21 protein-coding genes and 1 tRNA gene are annotated in these 21,726 nt (G+C 64.5%); 13 read left to right on the top strand and 9 right to left on the bottom strand.

Features of this window, described 5'->3' with window-relative positions:
* Positions 1-71: 71 nt before the first annotated feature.
* The 6 genes from KUL25_RS03220 (at position 72) to pgi (ending at position 6,803) form a co-directional block, all read left to right on the top strand.
* Positions 72-668, top strand: a complete 597-nt coding sequence (locus KUL25_RS03220) for an HNH endonuclease (protein ID WP_068354083.1) — start codon at positions 72-74, stop codon at positions 666-668.
* Between the two features lie 122 nt (positions 669-790).
* Positions 791-1,747, top strand: coding sequence for an agmatinase (locus KUL25_RS03225; protein ID WP_257891614.1), 957 nt, complete (start codon positions 791-793; stop codon positions 1,745-1,747).
* A complete protein-coding gene (locus tag KUL25_RS03230; RefSeq protein ID WP_257891615.1) occupies positions 1,744-2,943 on the top strand; it encodes a 4Fe-4S dicluster domain-containing protein in 1,200 nt (399 codons plus the stop codon). Before KUL25_RS03225 ends, KUL25_RS03230 begins: the two co-directional genes overlap by 4 nt.
* 127 nt (positions 2,944-3,070) lie before the next feature.
* Positions 3,071-4,513: a glucose-6-phosphate dehydrogenase gene (gene zwf / locus KUL25_RS03235; RefSeq protein WP_257891616.1), complete on the top strand. Its 1,443-nt coding sequence runs from the start codon at positions 3,071-3,073 to the stop codon at positions 4,511-4,513.
* Positions 4,510-5,184 (top strand): 6-phosphogluconolactonase, encoded by a 675-nt coding sequence (pgl, locus tag KUL25_RS03240; protein WP_257891617.1) that lies wholly within the window; start codon positions 4,510-4,512, stop codon positions 5,182-5,184. Before zwf ends, pgl begins: the two co-directional genes overlap by 4 nt.
* 5 nt (positions 5,185-5,189) lie before the next feature.
* Positions 5,190-6,803 (top strand): glucose-6-phosphate isomerase, encoded by a 1,614-nt coding sequence (pgi, locus tag KUL25_RS03245; protein WP_257891618.1) that lies wholly within the window; start codon positions 5,190-5,192, stop codon positions 6,801-6,803.
* Here pgi and KUL25_RS03250 read toward each other — a convergent pair.
* A complete protein-coding gene (locus KUL25_RS03250; protein ID WP_257891619.1) occupies positions 6,800-7,288 on the bottom strand; it encodes an acyl-CoA thioesterase in 489 nt (162 codons plus the stop codon). The two genes, pgi and KUL25_RS03250, sit on opposite strands and share 4 nt — an antisense overlap.
* Positions 7,289-7,352: 64 nt before the next feature.
* Between KUL25_RS03250 and gph the strand changes: the two genes are divergently transcribed.
* A complete protein-coding gene (gene gph, locus KUL25_RS03255) occupies positions 7,353-7,994 on the top strand; it encodes a phosphoglycolate phosphatase (protein ID WP_257891620.1) in 642 nt (213 codons plus the stop codon).
* A gap of 29 nt (positions 7,995-8,023) precedes the next feature.
* Positions 8,024-8,206, top strand: a complete 183-nt coding sequence (locus KUL25_RS03260) for a hypothetical protein (protein ID WP_257891621.1) — start codon at positions 8,024-8,026, stop codon at positions 8,204-8,206.
* Between the two features lie 28 nt (positions 8,207-8,234).
* Here KUL25_RS03260 and KUL25_RS03265 read toward each other — a convergent pair.
* A tRNA-Gly gene (locus KUL25_RS03265) sits at positions 8,235-8,308 on the bottom strand.
* 213 nt (positions 8,309-8,521) lie between these two features.
* On the opposite strand from KUL25_RS03265, the gene bchE reads away from it, so the two are divergent.
* Positions 8,522-10,174, top strand: coding sequence for a magnesium-protoporphyrin IX monomethyl ester anaerobic oxidative cyclase (bchE, locus tag KUL25_RS03270; RefSeq protein WP_257891622.1), 1,653 nt, complete (start codon positions 8,522-8,524; stop codon positions 10,172-10,174).
* A complete protein-coding gene (gene bchJ, locus KUL25_RS03275; RefSeq protein ID WP_257891623.1) occupies positions 10,146-10,760 on the top strand; it encodes a bacteriochlorophyll 4-vinyl reductase in 615 nt (204 codons plus the stop codon). The genes bchE and bchJ overlap by 29 nt, the downstream gene beginning before the upstream one ends.
* On the opposite strand, the gene KUL25_RS03280 is transcribed toward bchJ, so the two are convergent.
* The 5 genes from KUL25_RS03280 to KUL25_RS03300 all read right to left on the bottom strand — a co-directional run bounded on the left by KUL25_RS03280 (position 10,757) and on the right by KUL25_RS03300 (position 17,818).
* Positions 10,757-12,799 carry an ASKHA domain-containing protein gene (locus KUL25_RS03280; RefSeq protein WP_257891624.1) on the bottom strand — a complete coding sequence of 681 codons (2,043 nt, stop codon included), beginning with the start codon at positions 12,797-12,799 and terminating at the stop codon, positions 10,757-10,759. The genes bchJ and KUL25_RS03280 overlap by 4 nt on opposite strands.
* Positions 12,800-12,892: 93 nt before the next feature.
* Positions 12,893-14,065: a CaiB/BaiF CoA transferase family protein gene (locus KUL25_RS03285; protein WP_257891625.1), complete on the bottom strand. Its 1,173-nt coding sequence runs from the start codon at positions 14,063-14,065 to the stop codon at positions 12,893-12,895.
* Positions 14,066-14,125: 60 nt separating this feature from the next.
* Positions 14,126-14,818: a hypothetical protein gene (locus tag KUL25_RS03290; RefSeq protein WP_257891626.1), complete on the bottom strand. Its 693-nt coding sequence runs from the start codon at positions 14,816-14,818 to the stop codon at positions 14,126-14,128.
* A gap of 4 nt (positions 14,819-14,822) precedes the next feature.
* A complete protein-coding gene (locus tag KUL25_RS03295; RefSeq protein ID WP_257891627.1) occupies positions 14,823-15,890 on the bottom strand; it encodes a methyltetrahydrofolate cobalamin methyltransferase in 1,068 nt (355 codons plus the stop codon).
* Positions 15,891-16,003: 113 nt separating this feature from the next.
* Positions 16,004-17,818, bottom strand: coding sequence for a helix-turn-helix domain-containing protein (locus KUL25_RS03300; protein ID WP_257891628.1), 1,815 nt, complete (start codon positions 17,816-17,818; stop codon positions 16,004-16,006).
* A 148-nt stretch (positions 17,819-17,966) separates the two neighbouring features.
* Between KUL25_RS03300 and KUL25_RS03305 the strand changes: the two genes are divergently transcribed.
* On the top strand, positions 17,967-18,155 hold the full coding sequence (locus KUL25_RS03305; protein WP_257891629.1) for a hypothetical protein: 189 nt from the start codon (positions 17,967-17,969) through the stop codon (positions 18,153-18,155).
* 100 nt (positions 18,156-18,255) lie between these two features.
* Here the strand turns inward: KUL25_RS03305 and KUL25_RS03310 are convergent, their stop codons facing one another.
* Together KUL25_RS03310 and KUL25_RS03315 are read right to left on the bottom strand one after the other, a co-directional pair.
* A complete protein-coding gene (locus KUL25_RS03310) occupies positions 18,256-19,194 on the bottom strand; it encodes a methylenetetrahydrofolate reductase (protein ID WP_257891630.1) in 939 nt (312 codons plus the stop codon).
* 40 nt (positions 19,195-19,234) lie between these two features.
* Positions 19,235-19,546, bottom strand: coding sequence for a virulence factor (locus KUL25_RS03315; RefSeq protein ID WP_257891631.1), 312 nt, complete (start codon positions 19,544-19,546; stop codon positions 19,235-19,237).
* 324 nt (positions 19,547-19,870) lie between these two features.
* Between KUL25_RS03315 and KUL25_RS03320 the strand changes: the two genes are divergently transcribed.
* Both KUL25_RS03320 and KUL25_RS03325 read left to right on the top strand, forming a co-directional pair.
* Positions 19,871-21,082 (top strand): Ppx/GppA phosphatase family protein, encoded by a 1,212-nt coding sequence (locus KUL25_RS03320; protein ID WP_257891632.1) that lies wholly within the window; start codon positions 19,871-19,873, stop codon positions 21,080-21,082.
* Positions 21,083-21,718: an MSMEG_1061 family FMN-dependent PPOX-type flavoprotein gene (locus KUL25_RS03325; protein ID WP_257891633.1), complete on the top strand. Its 636-nt coding sequence runs from the start codon at positions 21,083-21,085 to the stop codon at positions 21,716-21,718.
* Positions 21,719-21,726: the final 8 nt, after the last annotated feature.

The following is a 21,726-nucleotide window of genomic DNA, read 5'->3' on the forward strand; positions in this document are numbered from 1 at the left end:
GTGGCGTCATGGCTTGGGCGGGTGCTCTCGCCCTGGCGCTTGAGTGGGCGAACCGGGTGGGTAGGACTGTGATGCAGACCAGCGACGAAAATGATTTCAAGACATCGTTTGTGCGCGCCCCGGGGGCGTTGAAACACAATCCGGCGTTGGTCCTGAACGCGGACTACCGCCCGCTCAGCTATCTGCCGCTGTCGCTTTGGCCGTGGCAGGAAGCGGTGAAGGCGGTGTATCTGGACCGGGTGCAGATCGTGGCGGAATACGATGACTTCGTGCATTCCCCCTCGACGGTGATCCGCATCCCGTCTGTCGTGGTCCTGCGCGACTACGTGAAGCCCCAGAAACGGGTCGCGTTCACGCGCTTCAACTTGTTCCTGCGTGATCATTTCAGTTGCCAGTACTGCGGGGCGAAGGGCGATCTGACCTTCGACCACGTGGTGCCACGGGCCAGTGGCGGCATCACCTCATGGGAAAACGTGGTGGCGGCCTGTTCGCGGTGCAATCTGCGCAAGGGCTCGAAATCCCTGCGGCAGTCGGGGTTGTCGCTGCGCCGCGCACCGAGACAGCCGGAGGCGGCTGAGTTACACAATCAGGGGCGGCGGTTCCCTCCCAATTATCTGCACGAAAGCTGGATGGATTTCCTGTACTGGGATTCCGAATTGGAGGCCTAGGCGACTGGGGCCGACTTTGGGATTTGAGTTGTATTTGGCAAGATGAAGGAGCGCGGTGCGCGGGGTGACAGGGCCGACGCGCAGGGCTAGCGTAGCTGAAGGTCTTGCCAAGGAGAGTTCCCATGTCCGATCCGTTCTTCCTGCCGCCCTCGGGCACAGATTTGCCGCGTTACGCGGGCGTGCCCTCGTTCATGCGATTGCCCTACCTGGCCGCCAATGACCCCAAGCGGGCCGAGGTGGATATCGGCATCTTCGGGCTGCCCTGGGACGGGGCCACATCGAACCGGCCCGGCGCACGCCATGGACCGCGCGCGTTGCGCGACGCCTCGACGATGATCCGGGAAATGAACCGCGCGACCGGGCAATTGCCGTTCCAGGCCGCGAATATCGCGGACCTGGGCGATGTGGCGATGTCGCCGGTAGATCAGGACGAGGCGTTGGAAAGCGCGCAGGCGTTTGTGCGCGGGGTCCTGGGGCAAGACATCCTGCCTTTCATGGTGGGCGGCGATCATCTGTGTACGTTAACGGTGTTAAGGGAATTGCGTGCGGCACGCGGCGAGGCGTTTGGGTTGGTGTTATTGGACAGTCATACGGATCTTTATCCGCCGTACTTCGGCGGCAAGACCCTGACCCACGGCAACCCGTTTCGCCAAGCGATCGAGGAGGGGTGCCTTGACCCGACCCGCTGCGTCATGGCGGGGATGCGGGGGACGTCCTACAACACCTCGGACTTCGACTACGGCGCGCAAAAGGGCGTTCGGATCCTGCCGATCGAGGAATGCATGGAGCGGGGCTGGGGCAGCGTCATGCAGGTCGCCCGCGAAGTCGTGGGCGACGCACCCACCTACGTGTCCTTCGACATCGATTTCGTCGACCCCGCCTTCGCGCCCGGCACCGGCACACCCGAGGTCGGTGGGCCCACCTCGTTCGAGGCGATTTCCTGTGTGCGGGCCTTGCGGGGGCTGGATGTGATCGGGGCCGATCTGGTGGAAGTCTCGCCGCCGTTCGACAATGGCGGGATCACGTCGTGGTTGGGCGCCTCGGTAATGTTCGAGCTGATTTGCGCGATGCAGCCGTGAGCTACCCGGCGAACCGAACGCCAGAGCATTTGCTGGCGAGCGACCAGGCGGCGGGGTTCGAGATCTCGGACGATTTCGAGCGGTTCGATCAGCGCAACGACATTTTCACCCGCGCGTTCTGGGACGAGCGGGTGACATCCAACGACACCGACGCGTTCTTTGCCAGCTACCGGATGGAGGCCGCGCCGCGCCGGGGCGACGGGTTCACGCAGAAGGACTTCGCGCTGCGCAATGCGGCGTGGCTGATTTCGGACATTGTGTCCGAGCGGAGCGCGGCGGAGGGTCTGCGCGAGGGATTTCAGGGGGCGATCCGCGACGACACGCCGGTGGCGCCCGACAAGGCCGAGCTTGGCACGCCCGAGGCGGAGGCGGCAGAGATGAAGGCCATCGCCAAGCTGTTTGGTGCCGATTTGGTGGGCATCACCGATTTCGATGCGCGTTGGCATTATTCCGCCCGGCCCGATGTGCGCACGATGGAGGCTGTGCCGAATGACCTCCCCGAGGGTCTGGGCCAGGTGATCGTCATGGGCCACGCCATGGATGCGGATCTTGTCGAGACCTATCCCAGCGCACTGGCGGGGGCGGCGACGGGGCGCGAATATTCGCACGAGGCGGCAATTGTGATGCAGGTCGCGGCCTATATCCGCAACCTCGGCTACCGCGCGGTGGCCAGCATGAACGACACGGCCCTTGTCATTCCCTACGCGGTCAAGGCGGGGTTGGGGGAATACGGACGCAACCAGATGGTGCTGACGCCAGAGTATGGCCCTCGGGTCCGGTTCTCGAAGATCTTTACCGACATGCCTCTGGCCGTCGATGCCGTGAAGCCCTTGGGATTGAAGGACTATTGTGAGGGCTGCGATGTCTGCGCGGTGGCTTGCCCGGTCAAGGCGCTGCCGTTTGGCGCACCGGCGTTCGGGGGCAAGGGGCCGTCCGCGATCAACGGCGTCAAGAAATGGACCTCGGACGCGGAGGCGTGCTTTGGATATTGGGCGAAGCTGCGGTCCGATTGCGCGATCTGCATGCGGGTCTGCCCGTTCACGATGCCGCGCCGGGGCGTGCTGGATCGGCTGTGGTATCGGCTTGCGGTCGGCGAGTTGGGCGGGTGGGGCCGTAAGGTTGCACGGCGCTGGGCCGGACGGCGCGCGCGGGCGCGGGTCAAGCCCCGCGAATGGTGGGCGGCCCGACGTCCCTGACTTGGGTGGCGCATTTTTGCGACCCGTCAAAGACTGGTCTTGCCCGCGTCGGTTTTGTTAGACATTCCGTTGCGGTGTCGGATAGAAGGGCGCTGTTAGCGCTAACGCAATTTGAGGAGGACCTGTCATGGTCTCGCGCGTCATTCCGGTCGACCCGTTTGATCTGGTCATTTTTGGCGGCACAGGCGATCTGGCCCGGCGGAAGATTTTGCCCGCCCTGTTCCGGCGGTTCAGCGATGGTCAGATGCCCGAGGACGCCCGGATCATCGGGGCGGCGCGCACCAAGCAAACCGCTGCGGCATGGACCAAATGGGTCCATGAGGCCCTGAAGGAATTCCTCCCGAAGGAAGAACTGGGCAAGACGCTTGTGAAGGCGTTTCTGGAGCGTCTGGACTACCTGGCGATTGATGCCGTGGGCGAGGCGGGCTGGCCGGAACTGAAGGCCAAGATGCGTGATGACGTCACGCAGGCCTTCTATTTCTCGGTCGCTCCCAGCCTGTTCGGTGCCTTGGCCGAGCGGCTGCACTCCAATGGAATCGCGCGTGCCGACGCGCGCATCGTTGTGGAAAAGCCGTTCGGGCGTGACCTTGCCTCGGCGCAGGCGCTGAACGCGACGCTGGCCGAGCATTTCGCAGAGACCCAGATTTACCGGATCGACCATTACCTGGGCAAGGAAACGGTCCAGAACCTCATGGCGATCCGTTTTGGCAACGTCCTGTTCGAGCCGCTGTGGAACGCTCAATACGTGGATCACGTCCAGATCACCGTGGCCGAAGAAGTCGGCGTGGGCGGGCGTGGGGCCTACTACGACAAGTCCGGCGCGATGCGCGATATGGTGCAGAACCACCTGATGCAGCTGCTGTGCCTGACAGCGATGGAGCCGCCCAACAGGTTCGAGCCCAACGCCGTGCGAGACGAGAAGCTGAAGGTGATCCGGGCACTGGATCCGGTGGCCTCGACCGATATCGTGCGGGGGCAATATGTGGGGAAGTCGTCCTATCTGGACGACGTTGAAGACCCGGCATCGCGCACCGAATCCTACATCGCGATGAAGTTGCATGTGGCGAACTGGCGCTGGAACGGCACGCCGTTCTACCTGCGCACGGGCAAGTGCCTGAAGGCGCGCGGGTCCGAGATCGTGGTGCATTTCAAGGAGACGCCCCATTCGATCTTCGAAGAAGACGCCGGCAACAAGGCCAATGTGCTTTCGATCCGGTTGCAGCCCAATGAGGGCATCGATCTGCGGGTCACGATCAAGGAACCGGGTCCGGGGGGGATGCGCCTTGTTGATGTGCCCCTCGACATGTCGTTCGCCGACGCGCTGGGCCATGACGCAAGCCATGTGCCGGACGCGTATGAGCGGCTGATCATGGATGTCATTCGGGGCGACCAGACGTTGTTCATGCGCGGCGATGAGGTAGAGGCAGCCTGGGCCTGGACCGACCCGATCATCGAGGGCTGGAAGGCCCGCAACGACAAACCGGTCGACTACGAGACAGGCAGCACTGGCCCGGAAGAGGCGTTGATGCTGATGCATCGCGATGGCCGCCGTTGGAGGGATTTGGCATGAAGGAATTCGTCGAATACCCCGACCGTGACTTGATGATGCTGGACCTCGCGGATCGCTTGACCGGAGAGCTTGCAGCGGCTCTGCGCGGTAACGACCGCGCGACGCTCTGCGTGCCGGGGGGGACCACGCCGGGGCCCATTTTCGATGTCTTGAGCGAGCAGGCACTGGATTGGGACAGGGTCTCGGTCGTGCTGAATGATGAGCGGTGGGTTGATGAAGACAGCCCCCGTTCCAACACGGCATTGCTAAGGCGAAAGCTATTGGTATCAAAGGCTTCCAGCGCGACGTTGATCCCATTGTTCAAGGCTGGAATGGCCGCAGAGGATGCGATGGCAGAGCTGTCCGAAGGCCTTGCGCCGCATCTGCCGATCTCGGTCCTGTTGCTGGGAATGGGCGCGGATATGCATACTGCGAGCCTGTTTCCCGGTGCCGACAATCTGGCGGCGGCGTTGGCCTCGGACGCGCCTTTGCTGATGCCGATGCGTGCCGAGGGCGCGGGCGAGCCACGCATCACCCTGACGGCGCCGGTCCTGAACGGCGCGATGAGCAAGCACGTGGTAATCACCGGTGCCGAGAAACGCGAGGCGCTGGAGCGCGCGCGTCATTTGCCAGTTGAACAGGCGCCGATCCGAGCGGTCCTGGCTGGCGCAACAGTCCATTGGACGGAGTGACGATGATGGGTGAGATCTGGTCAGAACTGCGGGCGCACAACGCGGCGAAGGTACAGAGTAAGATTCTGGAACTGTTCAATAAGTCAGACCGTGTCGCCAAGTTTTCGGCGCGGGCGGATGGGCTGTACTTCGATTTTTCCAAGACGCAGTTGGACGACGGGGCGCTGTCGCTGCTGCTGGAACTGGCGCGTGTCAAAGGTGTTGAAGCGCGCCGCGCGGCGATGTTTTCCGGTGAGAAGATCAACGAGACCGAAGGGCGCGCCGTTCTGCACACGGCCCTGCGCGCGGCCTCTGGGCTGATCCTTGTGGATGGCGAAGATGTCATGCCAGTGGTTCTGGCGACCCGCGCAAGATGCCTGGATTTCGCACAGGCCGTGCGTGATGGCAGTATCGTCGGGCAGGGCGGTAGCTACACCGATGTGATCAACATCGGCATCGGGGGCTCGGACCTTGGGCCCAAAATGGCGACACTGGCTTTGGCCCCGTATCACGATGGTCCTCGGGTGCATTATGTCTCCAACGTCGATGGGGCTGACATTAACGACGCCTTGCAAGGGCTTGATCCAGAACGAACTCTGGTTATCGTGGCGTCAAAGACATTCACTACGATCGAGACGATGACAAACGCGCGTACGGCGCGCGATTGGATGGCGAGGACCGTCACGGATCCGTCAAAGCAATTCGTCGCGCTCAGCTCGGCCACCGACAAGGCGGGGGAATTTGGAATCCCGCCCGGGCGCACGTTCGGGTTCGAGGATTGGGTCGGCGGGCGCTACTCGCTTTGGGGGCCGATCGGACTTGGCCTGATGATCGCCGTGGGCGCACAGGCGTTCCAACACTTCCTTGACGGCGCGGCCGCCATGGACCGGCATTTCCAGGACGCCGATCTGGCGGACAACCTGCCGGTGCTGTTGGCGCTGGTGGGGATGTGGCACAATCAGGTGCAAGGCCACGCGACCCGCGCCGTGTTGCCCTATGACAACCGTCTAAGCCGTTTGCCCGCCTATCTTCAGCAGTTGGAAATGGAGAGCAACGGTAAATCCGTGGCCATGGACGGCAGCGCATTGGCGATGAACTCTGGTCCCGTCGTCTGGGGCGAGCCCGGCACCAACGGACAGCACGCGTTCTACCAGTTGATCCATCAGGGCACGCGCGTCGTCCCCTGCGAATTCCTTGTCGCCGCCAAGGGCCACGAGCCAGAGCTTGCGCATCACCACCGCCTTCTTGTCGCGAATTGCCTGGCACAGTCCGAGGCCTTGATGCGGGGCCGCAGCCTGGATGAGGCCCGCGAAATGATGGCCGCGAAGGGGCTTGAGGGGGCGGAGTTGGCGCGACAGGCTGCGCACCGTGTCTTCTCGGGCAATCGCCCCTCTACCACGCTGCTCTATGATCAGTTAACGCCGTTTACCCTTGGCCAGATCATCGCGCTTTATGAACACCGTGTGTTCGTGGAGGGGGTAATCCTTGGCATCAACTCCTTCGATCAATGGGGCGTTGAGTTGGGCAAGGAGCTGGCCGTCGCGCTGGAGCCTGTCTTGTCCGGGGCCGATGAGGGGGCGGGCAAGGATGGCTCCACACTTGCGCTGGTGGCGGCGGTAAGGGCGGCGGGCGGCATCTAGCCCTCTGCCACTGCGCCGTCCTCGGACAGGAACGCCGCGCGGCCCGCGTCAGGGATCGCGTAGCGGCCCGGCGCATCGCGGTTCAGCAGAACGACGATGGCGCTGCCCTCGGACGTGCAGTCCATCGTGTCGCCCAGGCGCCAGACGGCAAAGGCCATGGTGAAGGATGTCGTGCGAAAGTGGCTGACACGGCCTGTGACGACGTAATCCTCACCCATCCCCATCTCGGCCAGATAGCTGCACTGCACCTGTTTCAGCACCAGCTTCGGCGACGCGGGGCCGTAATCCGTCACCCCACGCGCGGCCAGGAAGGGCAGGCGGAAGCTTTCGTACCAGCGCAGATAGGCGGTGTGGTTGACGTGGCCGATGGCGTCCAACTCTCCGAACCGGACCCGGTCGGCCAGGCCGAAGGTCCACGGCGCGGGGATGCCAAGGGCGCGCAGGGTCTCGGCGGGCAGGGGGGTGTGATAGGGGATGTCGGGCATTCATGGTCCTCCGGTGCGCGATGATGTAATCACCAGGCGAAGTGCATTGGCAAGGGAGCCTTCCATGGCCCGGATCGTGTTCGACCTTGATGGCACGCTGATCGATAGCGTGGCCGATATCGCCGCCGCCGCCAATGCGACCCTGGCAGAGGTGGGCGAAGCCCCGCTGTCCGTCGACCAGGCGCGCAGTTTCGTGGGGGCGGGCGCGGTGGTGTTCGTTGAGCGGATGGCGCGGGCGCGCGACCTTCCCGACCCCGCACCCTTGGTGCCGCGCTTCCTCCACCACTATGAGGGCGCGGTGACGCAGACGCTGATCTACCCCGGCGTAGAGGCGGCCCTGGCGCGGTTGGAGCAACGGGGCCACAGCCTTGGCCTGTGCACCAACAAACCGCACCTTCCGACGCAAGCGGTGCTGGCGCATCTGGGGTGGGCTGATCTCTTTGATACGGTGTTGACCGGCGACAGCCTGCCCCAGCGAAAGCCTGACCCCGCGCCCCTTCTGGCGGCCTTCGACGCCCTGGGCACGGGGCCGTCGATTTATGTGGGCGACAGTGATGTGGATGCCGAAACCGCCGCACGCGCGCACGTGCCGTTTGTGCTTTTCACACCCGGATATCGCACCACGCCGGTGGAGGATCTGCCCCACACCGCCGCGTTTGACGATTGGTCCGAGATCCCTAATGTGATCGTCAGCCTCGGGGTGTGACGCCGGGCGTTGGAAGCAGGAGACGCGCCGTGGAGATCATGTTGTGGGCCTTTGGTGGCGTCGCTGCCGTGGTCGCGGCGATCATCGCCGCAGCCCTTTGGGTCGTTTTCGTGCGCGACCGAGAGGCGCCCAACACGCGCAACCACAGTAGGGCCCGTACACGCAGGGCCCGCAGGAAACACCGCAAAGGCGGCGGCCGGACGACGCGGTAGAAGGCGTCGCAAAAGTTCAGGAAGTTCTTGGAGCGGGTAACGAGAATCGAACTCGTAACTAAAGCTTGGGAAGCTGCCGTGATACCTTTTCACCATACCCGCCCTTGCCTGTGAGATAAGCGAGGGTCGGGGGCTCGTCAACCTGTGGCGGTATCGGTGATGCATTGCGCCCACGTGCCGGGGCGCGCGCCGGGCCGGGTCGGGTCGGCGTGGCTGGCGGGCGGGGGCCGGTTTTGCGCCGGGGTCTTTGATCTGTGTCAAGTTATCCTGACATTTTATGTGTCAACTTAGATGTACATATTTCAGGGGGCCGACATGCGCATACTCTTCGTACATCCGAACTACAGGTCTGGGGGCGCAGAAATTGCCGGGACCTGGCCGCCGGCCTGGGTGGCGTATCTGACGGGTCATCTGCGTCAAGCGGGCTTTGACGACATTCACTTCATCGATGCCATGACGGACAATCTGACTGACGCCGATCTGGCAAAACAGATCGAGGAAGTCGCCCCCGATGTGGTGGGGGTCACGGCGATCACGCCGTCGATCTACCGGGCAGAAGACGTTCTGAAGATCGCGCAGGATGTGGTGCCCAGGGCGGTGCGGGTCATGGGCGGCGTGCATGCGACGTTCATGTACAAGCAGGTGCTAAGCGAGGCGCCCTGGGTCGACGTGATCGTGCGCGGTGAGGGGGAAGAGATCTGCACCGAGCTGATGCTGGCCATTGAAGACGGGCGGTTCCCGGCCGAGAGGCACAAGATAAAGGGGTTGGCGTTCACCGATAACGACCAGATCGTGGCGACGCCTGCGGCCTCAACGGTCAAGGACCTGAGCAAGATCAAGCCCGATTGGTCGGTGCTGGAGTGGTCGAAGTACATCTACATTCCCCTCGGCACCCGTGTCGCGATCCCGAACCTGGCGCGGGGGTGTCCGTTCACCTGCTCGTTCTGTTCGCAGTGGAAATTCTGGCGCGACTACCGCGTTCGCGACCCCAAGGACGTCGTCGATGAGATCGAGGATCTGGTGGATAATCATGGCGTCGGCTTCTTCATTCTGGCCGACGAGGAGCCGTCCATCAACAAGAAGAAATTCGTGGCCTTCTGCCAGGAATTGATCGACCGGGGCCTGCCCGACCGTGTGAAATGGGGCATCAACACGCGGGTGACGGACATCTACCGCGACCGCGATCTGTTGAAGTTCTACCGCAAGGCGGGGCTGGTGCATGTAAGCCTTGGGACGGAAGCGGCGGCGCAGATGAAGCTGGACGTGTTCAACAAGGAAACAAAGGTCGAGGAGAACAAGGAAGCCATTCGCCTCCTGCGAGAGGCCGATATCCTGGTGGAGGCGCAGTTCATCGTGGGCCTCGACAACGAGACGCCCGAGACGTTGGAGGAAACCTACCAGATGGCATGGGACTGGCAGCCGGATTTGGCCAACTGGTCAATGTATACGCCCTGGCCCTTCACGCCGCTGTTCCAGGAGTTGAAGGACCAGGTGGAAGTGTTTGATTTCTCTCGGTATAATTTTGTGACCCCGATCATGAAGCCCGCCGCGATGGAGCGGGGGGAATTGCTGGACGGGGTGATGAACAACTACCGCCGCTTCTACATGAAAAAGGCGCTGTTCCATTACCCCTGGCGCGGCACGGGCTTCCGGCGGCGGTATCTGCTGGGGTGTCTTTATGCCTTCCTGAAGGCGGGCGTGGGGCGCACGTTCTATGACCTTGGCAAGGTCGGCTATACGGGGCCACAGTCGAAGCACAAACTGGATTTCCATTTTGACGAGACCCGCACCATTGCCGAGGCGCAGATGGATGATTGGGAGGCGTCCGCCGACAAGGCAGCCAAGGCGGCCGAGCGGCGTGAGGCGGTGAAGGCCCAGACGATCGAGCGCAAGCGTGACTTCAAGATGCCGAACGGTGCTAGAGTAAAGGCCTGTGGGGGTGGCACGCAGCAAATGGAGGACGTCTGAGGATGGCCAGAACGCCGCCGCGCTGATTGGACCGAACGCGATCTTGCAGATGCTGCCGGTGCTTGACCAATGGGGCGGGCAGGAGGGGCGCGCGCGGATACTGGCGGCGGCGGGTATTGACCAAGTGCCCGACGGCACCCGGATGATCCCTGAAGAGGACGCGGCGCGACTGCATCGCCAGTTGCGCCATGACGCGCCTGAACGGGCCGCGCCCATGGCGGCGGAGGCGGGGCGGCGAACGGCCGATTACATCCTCGCGCACCGGATCCCGCGCCCCGCGCAGCGTGTGCTGAAGGCCCTGCCACCCTTTGCCGCCGCGCGTTTGCTGTCCAGGGCGATTTCCCGGAACGCCTGGACCTTTGTCGGCTCGGGCACGTTGCACGTCCGGGATGCCTGGACCTTCGAGATCGAGGCCAACCCGCTGATCGCAGGGGAGGTCAGTGAACACTGCCTGTGTGATTGGCATGCGGGCGTTTTCGGGCACCTCTACCAAACGCTGGTAACACCGCGCGCCACCTGCACCGAGGTCTCCTGCGGCGCGCAGGCCCCCGGCACCCGTTGCCGGTTCGAGGTGCGCCGGGCCTAACCGCGTCGTCGCCTGCGTCGCCCGCCGCCGTCGCCCGGGGCCGAGCCGCTGGCACCGAACGCCACGTTGGGCAGGGTCACGACCTGTGCCAGTTCCGGGAACGGATCGGTGGCATGGGGGATGGCATTGGCGTTGACGAAATGCTCCTGAAAACGCGGCTCCACCGCCGTCTCCACCTTGTGGATATCGCGGACGATCGCCTCAATGGACGTCCGCGCGGCGCGGTTGCACAGCGCAATGCGCGCGCCGTGGCCCGCCGCATTGCCCGCCGATTGAACCTTGTCCAGCGGCACATCGGGTATCATCCCCAGCACCATCGCGTGCTTGGGGCTGATATGCGCGCCAAACGCACCCGCCAGCACCACGCGGTCCACCTTGGTGACGCCGCGCTGGTCCATCAGCAGGCGCGCGCCCGCATAGAGCGCCGATTTGGCCAGTTGAATGGCGCGGATATCGCCCTGGGTTACGGTAACGCGGGGACCGCCCGTCGCCGTGGCATCATGGATCAGGTAGGCGTGGGTGCGGCCCGTGGGCTCGCAGCGCGCGGTGCCGGTGGCCTCCGCACTGCCGATCAGGCCGGAGGCATCCAGCAGGCCCGCCATGCGCATCTCGGCCACCGCCTCGATGATGCCAGAGCCACAGATGCCGGTGATCTGGGTGTCGGCGGGGAAATCGGCGTCGTCAGACCACGCATCCACACCGATGACCCTGAAACGCGGTTCCTTGGTCACGGGATCAATCTCGATCCGCTCGATCGCCCCCGGCGCCGCCCGCTGGCCCGCGCTGATCTGCGCGCCCTCGAACGCAGGCCCGGTAGGGGAAGAGCACGCGAGGACGCCGTTGGTGTCACCCAACAGGATCTCGGCATTGGTGCCGACATCCACGATCAACGCAAGGTCTTGCGAGGTGTTGGGCTCCTCCGCCAGCGCCACGGCGGCCGCATCCGCGCCCACGTGGCCCGCGATGCAGGGCAGCAGATACAGCTGCGCGGTGGGCGCGATGTCGGACAGGCCAATGTCGCGCGCATCCAGGGTCAGGCTGCCAGAGGTCGCCAGCGCAAAGGGCGCCTGGCCCAGTTCCACCGGGTCGATGCCCAAAAGCAGGTGGTGCATGACCGGGTTGCAGACGATCACCGTTTCGAAAATCAGGGCGGGGTCGATGCCCGCCTCTGTCGCGATATCCACGGCAAGCGTGTTCAGCGCCTCTTGCACGGCGGCGGTCATTTCCGCATCGCCACCGGGGTTCATCATCACGTAGCTGACCCGGCTCATCAGGTCCTCTCCAAAGCGGATCTGCGGGTTCATCAGGCCCGATGACGCCAGCACGCGCCCATCGGACAGGTCACACAAATGGGCCGCGATGGTGGTGGAGCCCAGATCAACCGCCAGCCCGTAAAGCCCCCCTTCATGGAAGCCGGGCCAGACGCCAAGGATCTGGCTGGTGTCACTGCCCGCAGGCGTGTGCACCGCGACGGAAACCTGCCATTTGCCCTTGCGCAGCGCCGGTTGCAACGCCTTGAGCACGGGCAGGCGTGCCGTGACCGGGCCGATATCCCACTGCGCTTGCAGGGCGTCGGCGACCCGCTCCAGATCGCCGGACGGCGAATGCATGTCCGGTTCCACCACGTCGATCATCACCAGCTTGGTGGCCGGGTCCATCACGATGGGCTTGGTGGAGGCCGCCTTGCGGACGACCTGTTTGTGCACCTGGCTTTCAGGCGGCACGTCGACGACGATATCGCCTTCCACCTTGGCCTGACAGCCCAGACGGCGGCCCTTCTTCAGGCCGCGCACGCGGTCATAGCGCGCTTCGACCTCATTCCAGTCGCTCAGTGCGCCATCGCGGACGGTGACGCCGTGCTTGGGAAAATCCCCGTAGGCAGGCGCGATCTGGCATTTGGAGCAGATGCCCCGCCCGCCACAGACGCTATCAAGGTCCACCCCCAACTGCCGCGCGGCGGTCAGGATCGGCGTGCCCACGGGAAAGTGGCCGCGCTTGCCCGAGGGGGTGAAGATCACAAGGGGGGTCTGGTCGGTCATGGGGCTGTGTCCGCGCTGGAAGTCATGGGCCGGAGACTAGCGCAAAGGCCCGGCGGGGACAGCCGAAATGCGGCCTTGGGCGGGCGGGAAACGTCAGGTTGCAGGCCCCGCATCCGGCCCCTCATCCAGCCATGCCAGAATGGCGGCCCGATCCCCGTCGAGCGCGGGCGCGGGCGGGCGCGTGGCGGGGTCCGGCAGGCCGCTCATCTTGATAGGGTTTCCGGCGGCTTTTTGCGGCGCGCGGCCGTCCCGCCCCGCGACCTCGATCACCATGTTGCGCGCCAGGATCTGCGGGTCTTGCATGGCCTGGGCGACGTTCTGAACCTCGCCGGTGGGCACGCCGGCCTTTTCCAACAGGTCGATCCAGTGGGCCTTGGGGCGCAACAGGGTCTCCAGCTCGATCATCCGCTTGAGAAGGCGGGCATTTTCGCAGCGCGCGGCGTTGGTTGCAAAGCGCGGCGCGGTCGCCCAATGGGGGTGGCCGAGCGCGTCACAAAGGCGCTGGAACAGCGTGTCGTTGCCTGCGGCGATGACGAAAAGCCCGTCTTCCGCGTGGAACGTCTCGAACGGTGTGATCGAGGGGTGGCGCGCGCCCGCAGGCTCGGGCGCGGGGCCGCCTGCCGCGACCATGGCGACGGCATGTTCCATGATCGACAGTTGCCCGTCGAGCATGGCCACATCGATCATCTGCCCCAGCCCCGTGCGGTCGCGATCATAGAGCGCCGCGAGGACCTCCTGGGCCAGGTACATCCCGGCGACGATATCCCCGACCGAGGCGCCGACGCGCACAGGCTCGCGCCCCTTTTCACCGGTGATCGACATGACGCCGCCGCGGGCCTGCACAACCATGTCATAGGCCGGTTTCAAGGCATCCGGCCCGGTCTGGCCATAGCCCGACACAGAGCCATAGATCAGGTGCGGAAAGCGGGCGTGCAGGGCCTCATAGCCATAGCCGAGACGATCCATCACGCCGGGGCGGTAGTTCTCCAATAGCACATCGGCGCGGGCCAGCAGGCGTTCGAAAATTTCGCGGTCTTCCGGGGCTTTCAGGTCAAGGGCAATGGATTGCTTGCCGTGGTTCAGGCCGTTGAAATAGACGCTTTCGCCGTCCTTGAACGGGGGGAAGGCGCGGGTGTCGTCGCCGGTTCCCGGACGCTCGACCTTGATGACCCGTGCCCCCAGCGCACTAAGGGACTGCGAACAGAACGGCCCCGCCAGCACATGGGTCAGGTCAAGGATCATCAGGTTTTCAAGGGGCGAGGGCATGTGGGGCGGCTCCGGTCCGGTCCAAGGGAAGTCTGGCAGATGCCTATCTGGTCATGGATATCACCCTGATGACAGTCCCAACATGCCGGTACCGAACCACCAGATGGTGAAGGGGAACGGCAGCACGGCCAGCATCAGCGTAAGGATCGTTTGGCGCGGCGCGAAAAGGTGGCTGAGGCCTGCCGCAATCATCAACCCACCGCCGCCCCCCAGAAAGGCGTTGCCCGGCAGATTGATCAGCAGCGCAAGGGTCACATAGCGATAGCGGGTCAGGGCCGCGCGTAGCCACAGGGGTAGGCGGGCGTGCAACGCGCCTTCACGCTCCTCGGGCGTCATCGCCGCGTTTTGCGCGATCAGGTCAGCCGCGCGATGCAGGCGGACGTCGCGGAACGCCCGCTCAAGCGTTGCATCCGGCACCAGGCGGCCAATGAAATACGCCAGCAGCAACCCGGTCAGCGTCGCCAGGTAGACGGCGGGCGCAATAGACGCGCCGCGAAGTAGCAGAAGGGCGATGCCGACCTCGATGCCGGGCACGAACGGGATGGCGATCAGCAAGGCGTAGATCGCCAGGGCGCTCAGCACGAGGACCAGTTGCATCGGACCCTGGCCCGCTTCGGGCAAGCGCGCGGTCAGATCCATGGAGAGCGAGATCAGCTTGCTCGCGACCAGGGCAATGGCCGCGATCAGCAGAAGGCGCAAGGCGATGCGGGCAAGCCATGGGCCGGGACGCTGGTCTTGTCCCGGCTGGGGCACGCGCTTAGCCCCGCCCGCGCCGTCCGCCTTCGCGGCCCCGGCGGGGGGCGGCATCCGGGTCCTTGTTGAACGCGATCCACGCGCCGCCGCCATCATCGTGGTTGAGCAGGAAGTTGGCGGCGCGGATCGCCTCCATCTCCTTGCCGGGGCGCGGCTTGGTCGACCCCATGCCGAACATCTTCACGAAGGCCTCATCATCCATGCCCTCGGGCAAGATGATCCCGGCGGCCTCCACCAGCGCCTTCTTGGCGGCGATCGCCTTGGGCCCCACGGGCAGCGCCACGGGGTTCATGATCGCGCTGGTCATGCCCGCGTTGAAGGCCATCGGCAGGAAGGCGTTGTTGATGCCATGCCGGTTGGGCAGCCCGAAGCTGATATTCGACGCCCCGCAGGTGGTGTTCACCCCCAATTCCTCGCGCAGACGCCGCACCAACGTAAACACCTGGTGCCCCGCCGTCGCCATCGCGCCGATGGGCATGACCAGCGGGTCCACCACGATATCATGGGCCGGAATGCCGAAATCCGCCGCCCGCTCCACGATCTTCTTGGCCACCGCAAAGCGCACGTCCGGGTCTTCGCTGATGCCGGTGTCGTCGTTGGAAATCGCCACCACGGGCACGTTGTATTTGGCGACCAGCGGCAGGACCACCTCCAGCCGCTCTTCCTCGCCGGTGACGGAGTTCAGCAGCGGACGCCCCTCAGAGGCCGCAAGCCCCGCCTCCAGCGCGCCGGGCACGGAGCTGTCGATGCACAGCGGGCAATCGGTCACGGCCTGCACGATCTCGATCAGCCGCTTCATCAGGGGCGGCTCGACGAAGTTGTTGTCCGCATAGCGCGGGTCCTCGGCCATCTTGCCCGAAAAGACCGCGCCCGAGTTGATGTCCAGCACTGTCGCGCCCGCGGCGACCTGAGCAATCGCGTCGGCCTCCACGCGGCTGAAATCGCCGTCCTCCAACTCCTGGTTCAGGATCTTGCGGCCGGTGGGGTTGATCCGCTCGCCAATGACGCAGAACGGCTCATCAAAGCCGATGACGGTGGTCTTGGTTTTCGATTCAATGATGGTACGCGTCACGGTTCCGCTCTCCTTGATGGGCCGTTTTGCGCGACCCTAGTGGGGGCGGCGCAGGGGCGACGGCACAGAGGCGACATAGCCGCGCTTGGCCGCGACGTCACGGGCCATTGCGCTCATGAAGATGATGAGGGGGGCAGGGCGTCGAGGGCTTTGAGGATTTCGGTGCGGAGGCGCGCGGCTCTGGCGTGGTCGTAGGACATGTGCACCGGGTCGTAGATGCGTAGGGCATTGTCCACATGGATAAGGGCGGCGTCGAGGTGCGGGCGCGGGTCGGGGGTGGTGTCGTGCGCGGCGCGGGCAACTTCGGCAACAGCGAGGTTTTCCTGGGTCATGGCCCAGTCCACGGGGTGGTCGGCCTCGGTGCGGACGCGTAGGGCGGCGCGGTAGCTCTCCATGGCCTCCTTCAGCAGGGCATTGCCCGCCGCCCCTTGGGTGCGGGTGCCTTGGTTTTGCTGCGCGATGGCGAGGTTTTGCATCGTCATGGCCCATTGCACGGGGTGGTCCTCCTCGGTGGTGACCCGCAGAGCGGAACGATAGCTGTCCACGGCGTCGGCCAGCAAGGCGTTGCCCTCAGCCCCCTGAGTAATGGTGCCTTGATTTTTGAGCGCGATGGCGAGGTTTTGCATCGTCCCGGCCCACTGCACGGGGCGTTCGGCCTCGGTGTAGACGCGCAAGGCGCTGCGGTAGCTCTCCACGGCCTCCGCCAGCAGAGCAGGGCCCTCGGGTCCGTCGGTGCGACTGCCTTGGGTTTCCAGCGCGACGGCGAGGTTTTGCATGGTCCCGGCCCAGTCCACGGGGTGGTCGGCCTCGGTGAAAACCCGCAAGGCGCTGCGGTAGCTGTCTGTAGCCTCCGTCAGCAGGGCATGTCCTTTGGCCCCTTGGGTGCGGCTGCCTTGGGTTTGCAGCGCGCCGCCGAGGTTTTGCATCGTCATGGCCCAGTCCACGGGGTGGTCGGCCTCAATGTAGACCCGCAGGGCGGCGCGGTAGCTGTCCACGGCCTCCGTCAGCAGGGTATTGCCCGCCGCCCCTTGGGTGCGGATGCCTTGGGCTTCCAGCGCGATGGCTAGGTCGTTTTGTGCCATGGTGCGGCGGTAAGGCGTGGGCGCGATCTCGGCACATTTGCGTGCGAGGCCTGCGGCGGCGGTCAGCGCGAAGGGCGTACCGAGGCGGAGGCCCTCTTCGTAGCGTTCGCCTTGGAGTGCGCGCAGGCGCTTGAACGTGTCCTCTGCGCTAGGGCTGTCGAGTTGCACCCGTTGCAGCTGCGCCTGCGCATAGCCGTCGGCATCATTGGCCATGGCCGCTTGGGTGATCAGCAGGTCGAGGATGCGGGTGTCCTCGGCCAGCATCGCTTCGCGCCGCTCGGCGCGGCTCGCGGCCTCGGCTTGGAGGTCGGTGTAGGCCTCGTCGATTTCGCCTTCTCGGTTGCGGGCGTTGATGTGCTGGATGAACTTTTCGGCGTCCGTCTCGAAGTTGGAACCGAAGTCGCCCCGCCGTTGCGCCTCGGCGGCCTTGGACAAAGCATCCTTCAAACTGGCCAAAGCGCCCTTAAAATTGCCGTGGTTGTTTTCGGCGTAGTTTTCAGACACGGCCAGTGCGAGGTCTTCGGTCAGGCCTGCGGCCTTGGCCCCTTCGGCGATAACGTCAAAGAGGGCCTTTGCGAACTGCGCCAGTTCAATCTCTTCCGGTGTCCGGCACGCGTCGATTTCCTCCTGCGTCAGATCGAGGGCGAGGCGGTATTTGCGGATCGTGGCGGCGTTGGGTTTACGGGAGTTTCCGGCTTCAAGCTTTTGCACGTCTGCTTTGCGGGTTTCCCCGCCATTGCTGTCATCGCCGTAAGCCGCAACGGCCAGTTGCGCGAGGCTCCAACCGCGCTCTTCGCGTTTGCGCGCGATCAGGACGCCGAAGCGTTGGCCGAAATGGCTTTCCATTTTTCCTACAAACCCCAACGAAAGCCGACAAACGCCAACAAGTTCTGATATTTGCGGCCGGTCCTTTGCCGTGGCGCTCGTTCATATTCGGGGCAGTCGACCAAGAAATCAACTGACCCGCGGGTCCTTCATCGCAAGGACCAAAGACATGAAGACCGAACCCAAGACGTTCCGCGACGGCATCCGCACCGCCGCCCGCCTCTACGCCTGCAAGTGCAGCCTCTACTGCCAACTCTCCGGCTGGTACGGCTACGTCGCCTATGTCACCGGCAAGCCCGAGGTCTACCTGCCGGGGCTGATCCTGCATGCCCTTTTGGCCTGGGCCAGCAGGCACTGAGACGCGCGGTAAAACCCTGAGCAAAAGGTTAATGAAATTCTGTTTTCTTTTGATATCAGATACTTAGCCCCTTGCTCAAGCTTGAGCAGGGGGGCAAAGTTCATGCAAACGCCGCCTCCGGCCCGTTGACGGGCTCGGTCGATGCCCCCCCATTCTGGATCGCCCATTTCGCGTTCGTTTTGATCCCGCCGAGGGGGAAGAAGTGGATGGCCTCGATCAGGCTGTCGGGGTGGGCGGCCTTGTAGGTGGCCAGATCCGCCATGATCTCATTCGGCTCGAACGGCAGCAGCAGTTTCGTGACATCCTTGGCCCGCTTTTGCAGCACTTGCAGCGAGTTTCCGACCCCGCAGGCGATGGCGAATTTGATCAGCGTTTGCAGCTTGCCGGGGCCCGCGATGCCCAGATGAATCGGCAGGGTGATCCCCTCGGCCTTCAGACGCTCGGCCCAGGCGATCACGGGGGTGGATTCAAAGGCGAATTGAGTGGCCATGGCCATGGCGGCGTCGGTGCGGTCATTGAAGGCTTGCTTCCAGCGCAGCGCCTCCATCACGCCCGCGTCGCCTTTGACATCGATATCGCGGTTGCCCTCGGGGTGGCCCGCGACGTGGAGGCGGGTGAAGCCGGCCTTGTCGAAAAGCCCCGTTTCCAGAAGCTGCATGGAGCAGTGGAAATCCCCGCGCGGCTCGGCAATGCCGCCCGCAAGGATCAGGCCCTGGCGCACGTCGGCCTCGCCCTGGTAGCGCGCGATCCAATCGGAGAGCGTGGCCGCATCGGGGATGGAGCGGGCGGCGAAGTGGGGCATCGGCTCATAGCCTTCCGCACGGATGCGCGCCGCTGTCGCCACCATGTCCTCGATCGGCGTGCCGTCGATGTGCGCGATGTAGACGCGGGTGCCTGCGGGCAGGTAGTGACGGAAGTCGTCCACCTTTTCGGCCGTGCGGGGCATGACCTCGATGGAATAGCCGCGCAGCAGCGCCTCCATCTCGGGCGAGGGGCCGGTCTGCGCGGGGGCGGGCTTGCGGAAATTGAGAAGGGCCATGAGTGTCTCCCACCGGGTTGGCGCTTTTGAGGGCAAGGGTCTAGGCGGTCTTGGCGGGGTCATGCCCCTGGGCGTCGATCAGAGTCTTGAGACGCTCATTGTCATAGGCGGCGTCCAGTTTCGCGGCCTCGGCGGTCGCGACCTCAAGCAGATCGCCCTCGGCCTGCCCGACGACGACGCGGTGGAATCCGGCCAGGTAGGCGTCCTCATCCTTGGCACCGACCTTCATGGCGGCGCGGTCAATGGCTTGCTCGAACCGCTCGGGCAGGGGGGCTTTCGCGCCGGTGCGACCCTTGCCGATGATCACCTGCGCGGGGATATCGCGCCAGAAGACATGGGTGATGGCGGGCATGGGTTTTCTCCAACACAGGGGCGCATCCGCGCCCGGGCTCCGGTTGGGGCCGCGAATCCGGCCCGGTTGAGGCACATTATGCGGCGTGGGGCTGCACAGTGGTCCTGTTTTCGACATCACGTCCGATCAAAACGACGCGCGCCCTTTTGTGTGGGTCCTGATATCGGGCAAGGCCCGCCGCCGGCCAGAGCGGGGCAGGCCCAAAACGCTCATCATCATCATGAGGTGCATCATCATCATGACGTGCACCGTGTCACAGGCATTGTTTGAAATCGGTGAACGCGGTAGGCTTTGCGCCAACACGTATTTGGATAGGACCGCGCCATGTCGCCCAAGCGCCCCGGCTCAGACGGCCCGTTCCCCAGACCCGTCGCGCCGGTGGCTCCGAAAGGGGCGCCCGGCGTCGGCCCAAAGGGGACGCATATCGGCGTCTCGCCCGTTGAACGCCGCACAGGGCCTGCCAAGGCCCACAAGTCCGGGCCTGACCCGGATGATCTCTATGCCGCGCTGGATCTCGGCACGAATTCGTGCCGGATGCTGATTGCGCAGCCCAAGGGGTCGCAGTTGCACGTGGTCGACAGCTTCTCCAAGTCGGTGCAGCTGGGCCATGGGCTGGAGGCTTCGGGCCGGATGAGCCGCGCGTCGATGGCGCGGGCGGTCGGTGCCCTGAAGATCTGCCAGAAGAAGTTGAGCAAGCACCGGGTAGAGTTGGAGCGCGCGCGATTGGTGGCGACGGAGGCGTGCCGAAGGGCCGTGAACGGGGCCGAATTCATTGCACTGGTGAAGCGTGAGACCGGCCTTGAGTTGGAGATCATCAAGCCCGAGGAAGAGGCGCAATTGGCGGTCGTCAGCTGCGCGCCGCTTGTGTCCACGCGGACCGAGCAGCTTCTGGTGGTGGATATCGGTGGCGGCTCTACCGAGTTGGTGTGGATCGACCTGTCCCGCGTGCCCAAGCTGGAACGGCCCAAGGCGATCATGCGGCTGCACCAGGGGTTTGACTACGACGACAGCATCTTCCCGCGTGCCAAGGTTGTGGATTGGATCTCGATCCCGCTGGGCGTGGCGACCCTGAAGGACATGTATGACGACGTGGCCGACGATGGCGCACGGTTCGCGCTGATGTCATGGTATTTCGAGGAGCAGTTGGCGGAGTTCTCGCCCTATACCGATGCGGCAGACCAGACGTTGGAAGGTTTCCAGATCATCGGCACCAGCGGGACGGTCACAACCGTTGCGGCCTCGCACCTCGGCCTGCGCCGCTATGATCGCAACAAGGTGGACGGGCTGCGGATGACATCGACGCAGATCGATACGGTGATCAACGGCTATCTTGCCCTTGGCCCCGATGGCCGCCGCCGCGATCCGCGCATCGGGCGCGATCGCCAGACGCTGATCATGTCCGGCGCTGCGATCTTGCAGGCGCTCTTGCGGGCGTGGCCCACGGATCGGTTGAGCGTTGCGGACCGGGGGCTGCGCGAGGGGCTTCTTTACGCACAGATGAGCCGCGACGGGGTGCTGGAAGACGGGCCGTATTAAGTGGGCTACACCGTTACCGATCCCGTAACCTCGGAGGAGCAGGTTCGCGCCGTCGTGGACGGCATCCACATCGCCCAACGCCACAAGGTTCTGGATCACATCGACACCCACTGTCGCGTGTGGATCGAACACTCCACGTTTCTGGTGATGTCCACCGTGGACGCGCACGGCCGCGTGGATGCCTCGCCCAAGGGCGATCCGGCGGGTTTCGTGAAGGTGTTGGATGACAAGACGCTCGCCATTCCCGACCGTCCCGGCAATCACCTGTTCATGGGTTTCGGCAATATTCTTGAGACCGGGCGCATCGGCCTCGTGTTTCTTGTCCCGAACCGCAATGAGGTGGTGCGGGTTAACGGCGCGGCGGTGATCGCACGGGATTTGCCCCTGCGCGAGGCGATGGCGATCAAGGGCCGGGTGCCGGATTTCGCGGTGGTGGTGACAGTGGAGGAGGCGTTCTACCATTGCGGCAAGGCGATCCTGCGGTCGGGTCTGTGGAAGCCGGAAAATGCCGGGCCGGTGGACGCACTTCCGACGTATGGTCAGGCGATCCACGACCAAGGCCGCCTTGACGTCCCCTTGGAGGACGTGGAGAAGCGCCTTAAATACAATGATGAAGGCCGCCTCTATGATGAATGAGGCAGGCG

This window comes from Gymnodinialimonas phycosphaerae, assembly GCF_019195455.1.
GTDB classification, from domain to species: Bacteria; Pseudomonadota; Alphaproteobacteria; order Rhodobacterales; family Rhodobacteraceae; genus Gymnodinialimonas; species Gymnodinialimonas phycosphaerae.

Excerpts from the sequence above, each read along its gene's own strand:
- KUL25_RS03220 (WP_068354083.1), top strand. The coding sequence starts at position 72 with ATGCAGACCAGCGACGAAAATGATTTCAAGACATCGTTTGTGCGCGCC.
- KUL25_RS03225 (WP_257891614.1), top strand. The coding sequence starts at position 791 with ATGTCCGATCCGTTCTTCCTGCCGCCCTCGGGCACAGATTTGCCGCGT.
- zwf (WP_257891616.1), top strand. The coding sequence starts at position 3,071 with ATGGTCTCGCGCGTCATTCCGGTCGACCCGTTTGATCTGGTCATTTTT.
- pgl (WP_257891617.1), top strand. The coding sequence starts at position 4,510 with ATGAAGGAATTCGTCGAATACCCCGACCGTGACTTGATGATGCTGGAC.
- pgi (WP_257891618.1), top strand. The coding sequence starts at position 5,190 with ATGGGTGAGATCTGGTCAGAACTGCGGGCGCACAACGCGGCGAAGGTA.
- KUL25_RS03250 (WP_257891619.1), bottom strand. The coding sequence starts at position 7,288 with ATGCCCGACATCCCCTATCACACCCCCCTGCCCGCCGAGACCCTGCGC.
- gph (WP_257891620.1), top strand. The coding sequence starts at position 7,353 with ATGGCCCGGATCGTGTTCGACCTTGATGGCACGCTGATCGATAGCGTG.
- bchE (WP_257891622.1), top strand. The coding sequence starts at position 8,522 with ATGCGCATACTCTTCGTACATCCGAACTACAGGTCTGGGGGCGCAGAA.
- KUL25_RS03280 (WP_257891624.1), bottom strand. The coding sequence starts at position 12,799 with ATGACCGACCAGACCCCCCTTGTGATCTTCACCCCCTCGGGCAAGCGC.
- KUL25_RS03285 (WP_257891625.1), bottom strand. The coding sequence starts at position 14,065 with ATGCCCTCGCCCCTTGAAAACCTGATGATCCTTGACCTGACCCATGTG.
- KUL25_RS03300 (WP_257891628.1), bottom strand. The coding sequence starts at position 17,818 with ATGGAAAGCCATTTCGGCCAACGCTTCGGCGTCCTGATCGCGCGCAAA.
- KUL25_RS03305 (WP_257891629.1), top strand. The coding sequence starts at position 17,967 with ATGAAGACCGAACCCAAGACGTTCCGCGACGGCATCCGCACCGCCGCC.
- KUL25_RS03310 (WP_257891630.1), bottom strand. The coding sequence starts at position 19,194 with ATGGCCCTTCTCAATTTCCGCAAGCCCGCCCCCGCGCAGACCGGCCCC.
- KUL25_RS03315 (WP_257891631.1), bottom strand. The coding sequence starts at position 19,546 with ATGCCCGCCATCACCCATGTCTTCTGGCGCGATATCCCCGCGCAGGTG.
- KUL25_RS03320 (WP_257891632.1), top strand. The coding sequence starts at position 19,871 with ATGTCGCCCAAGCGCCCCGGCTCAGACGGCCCGTTCCCCAGACCCGTC.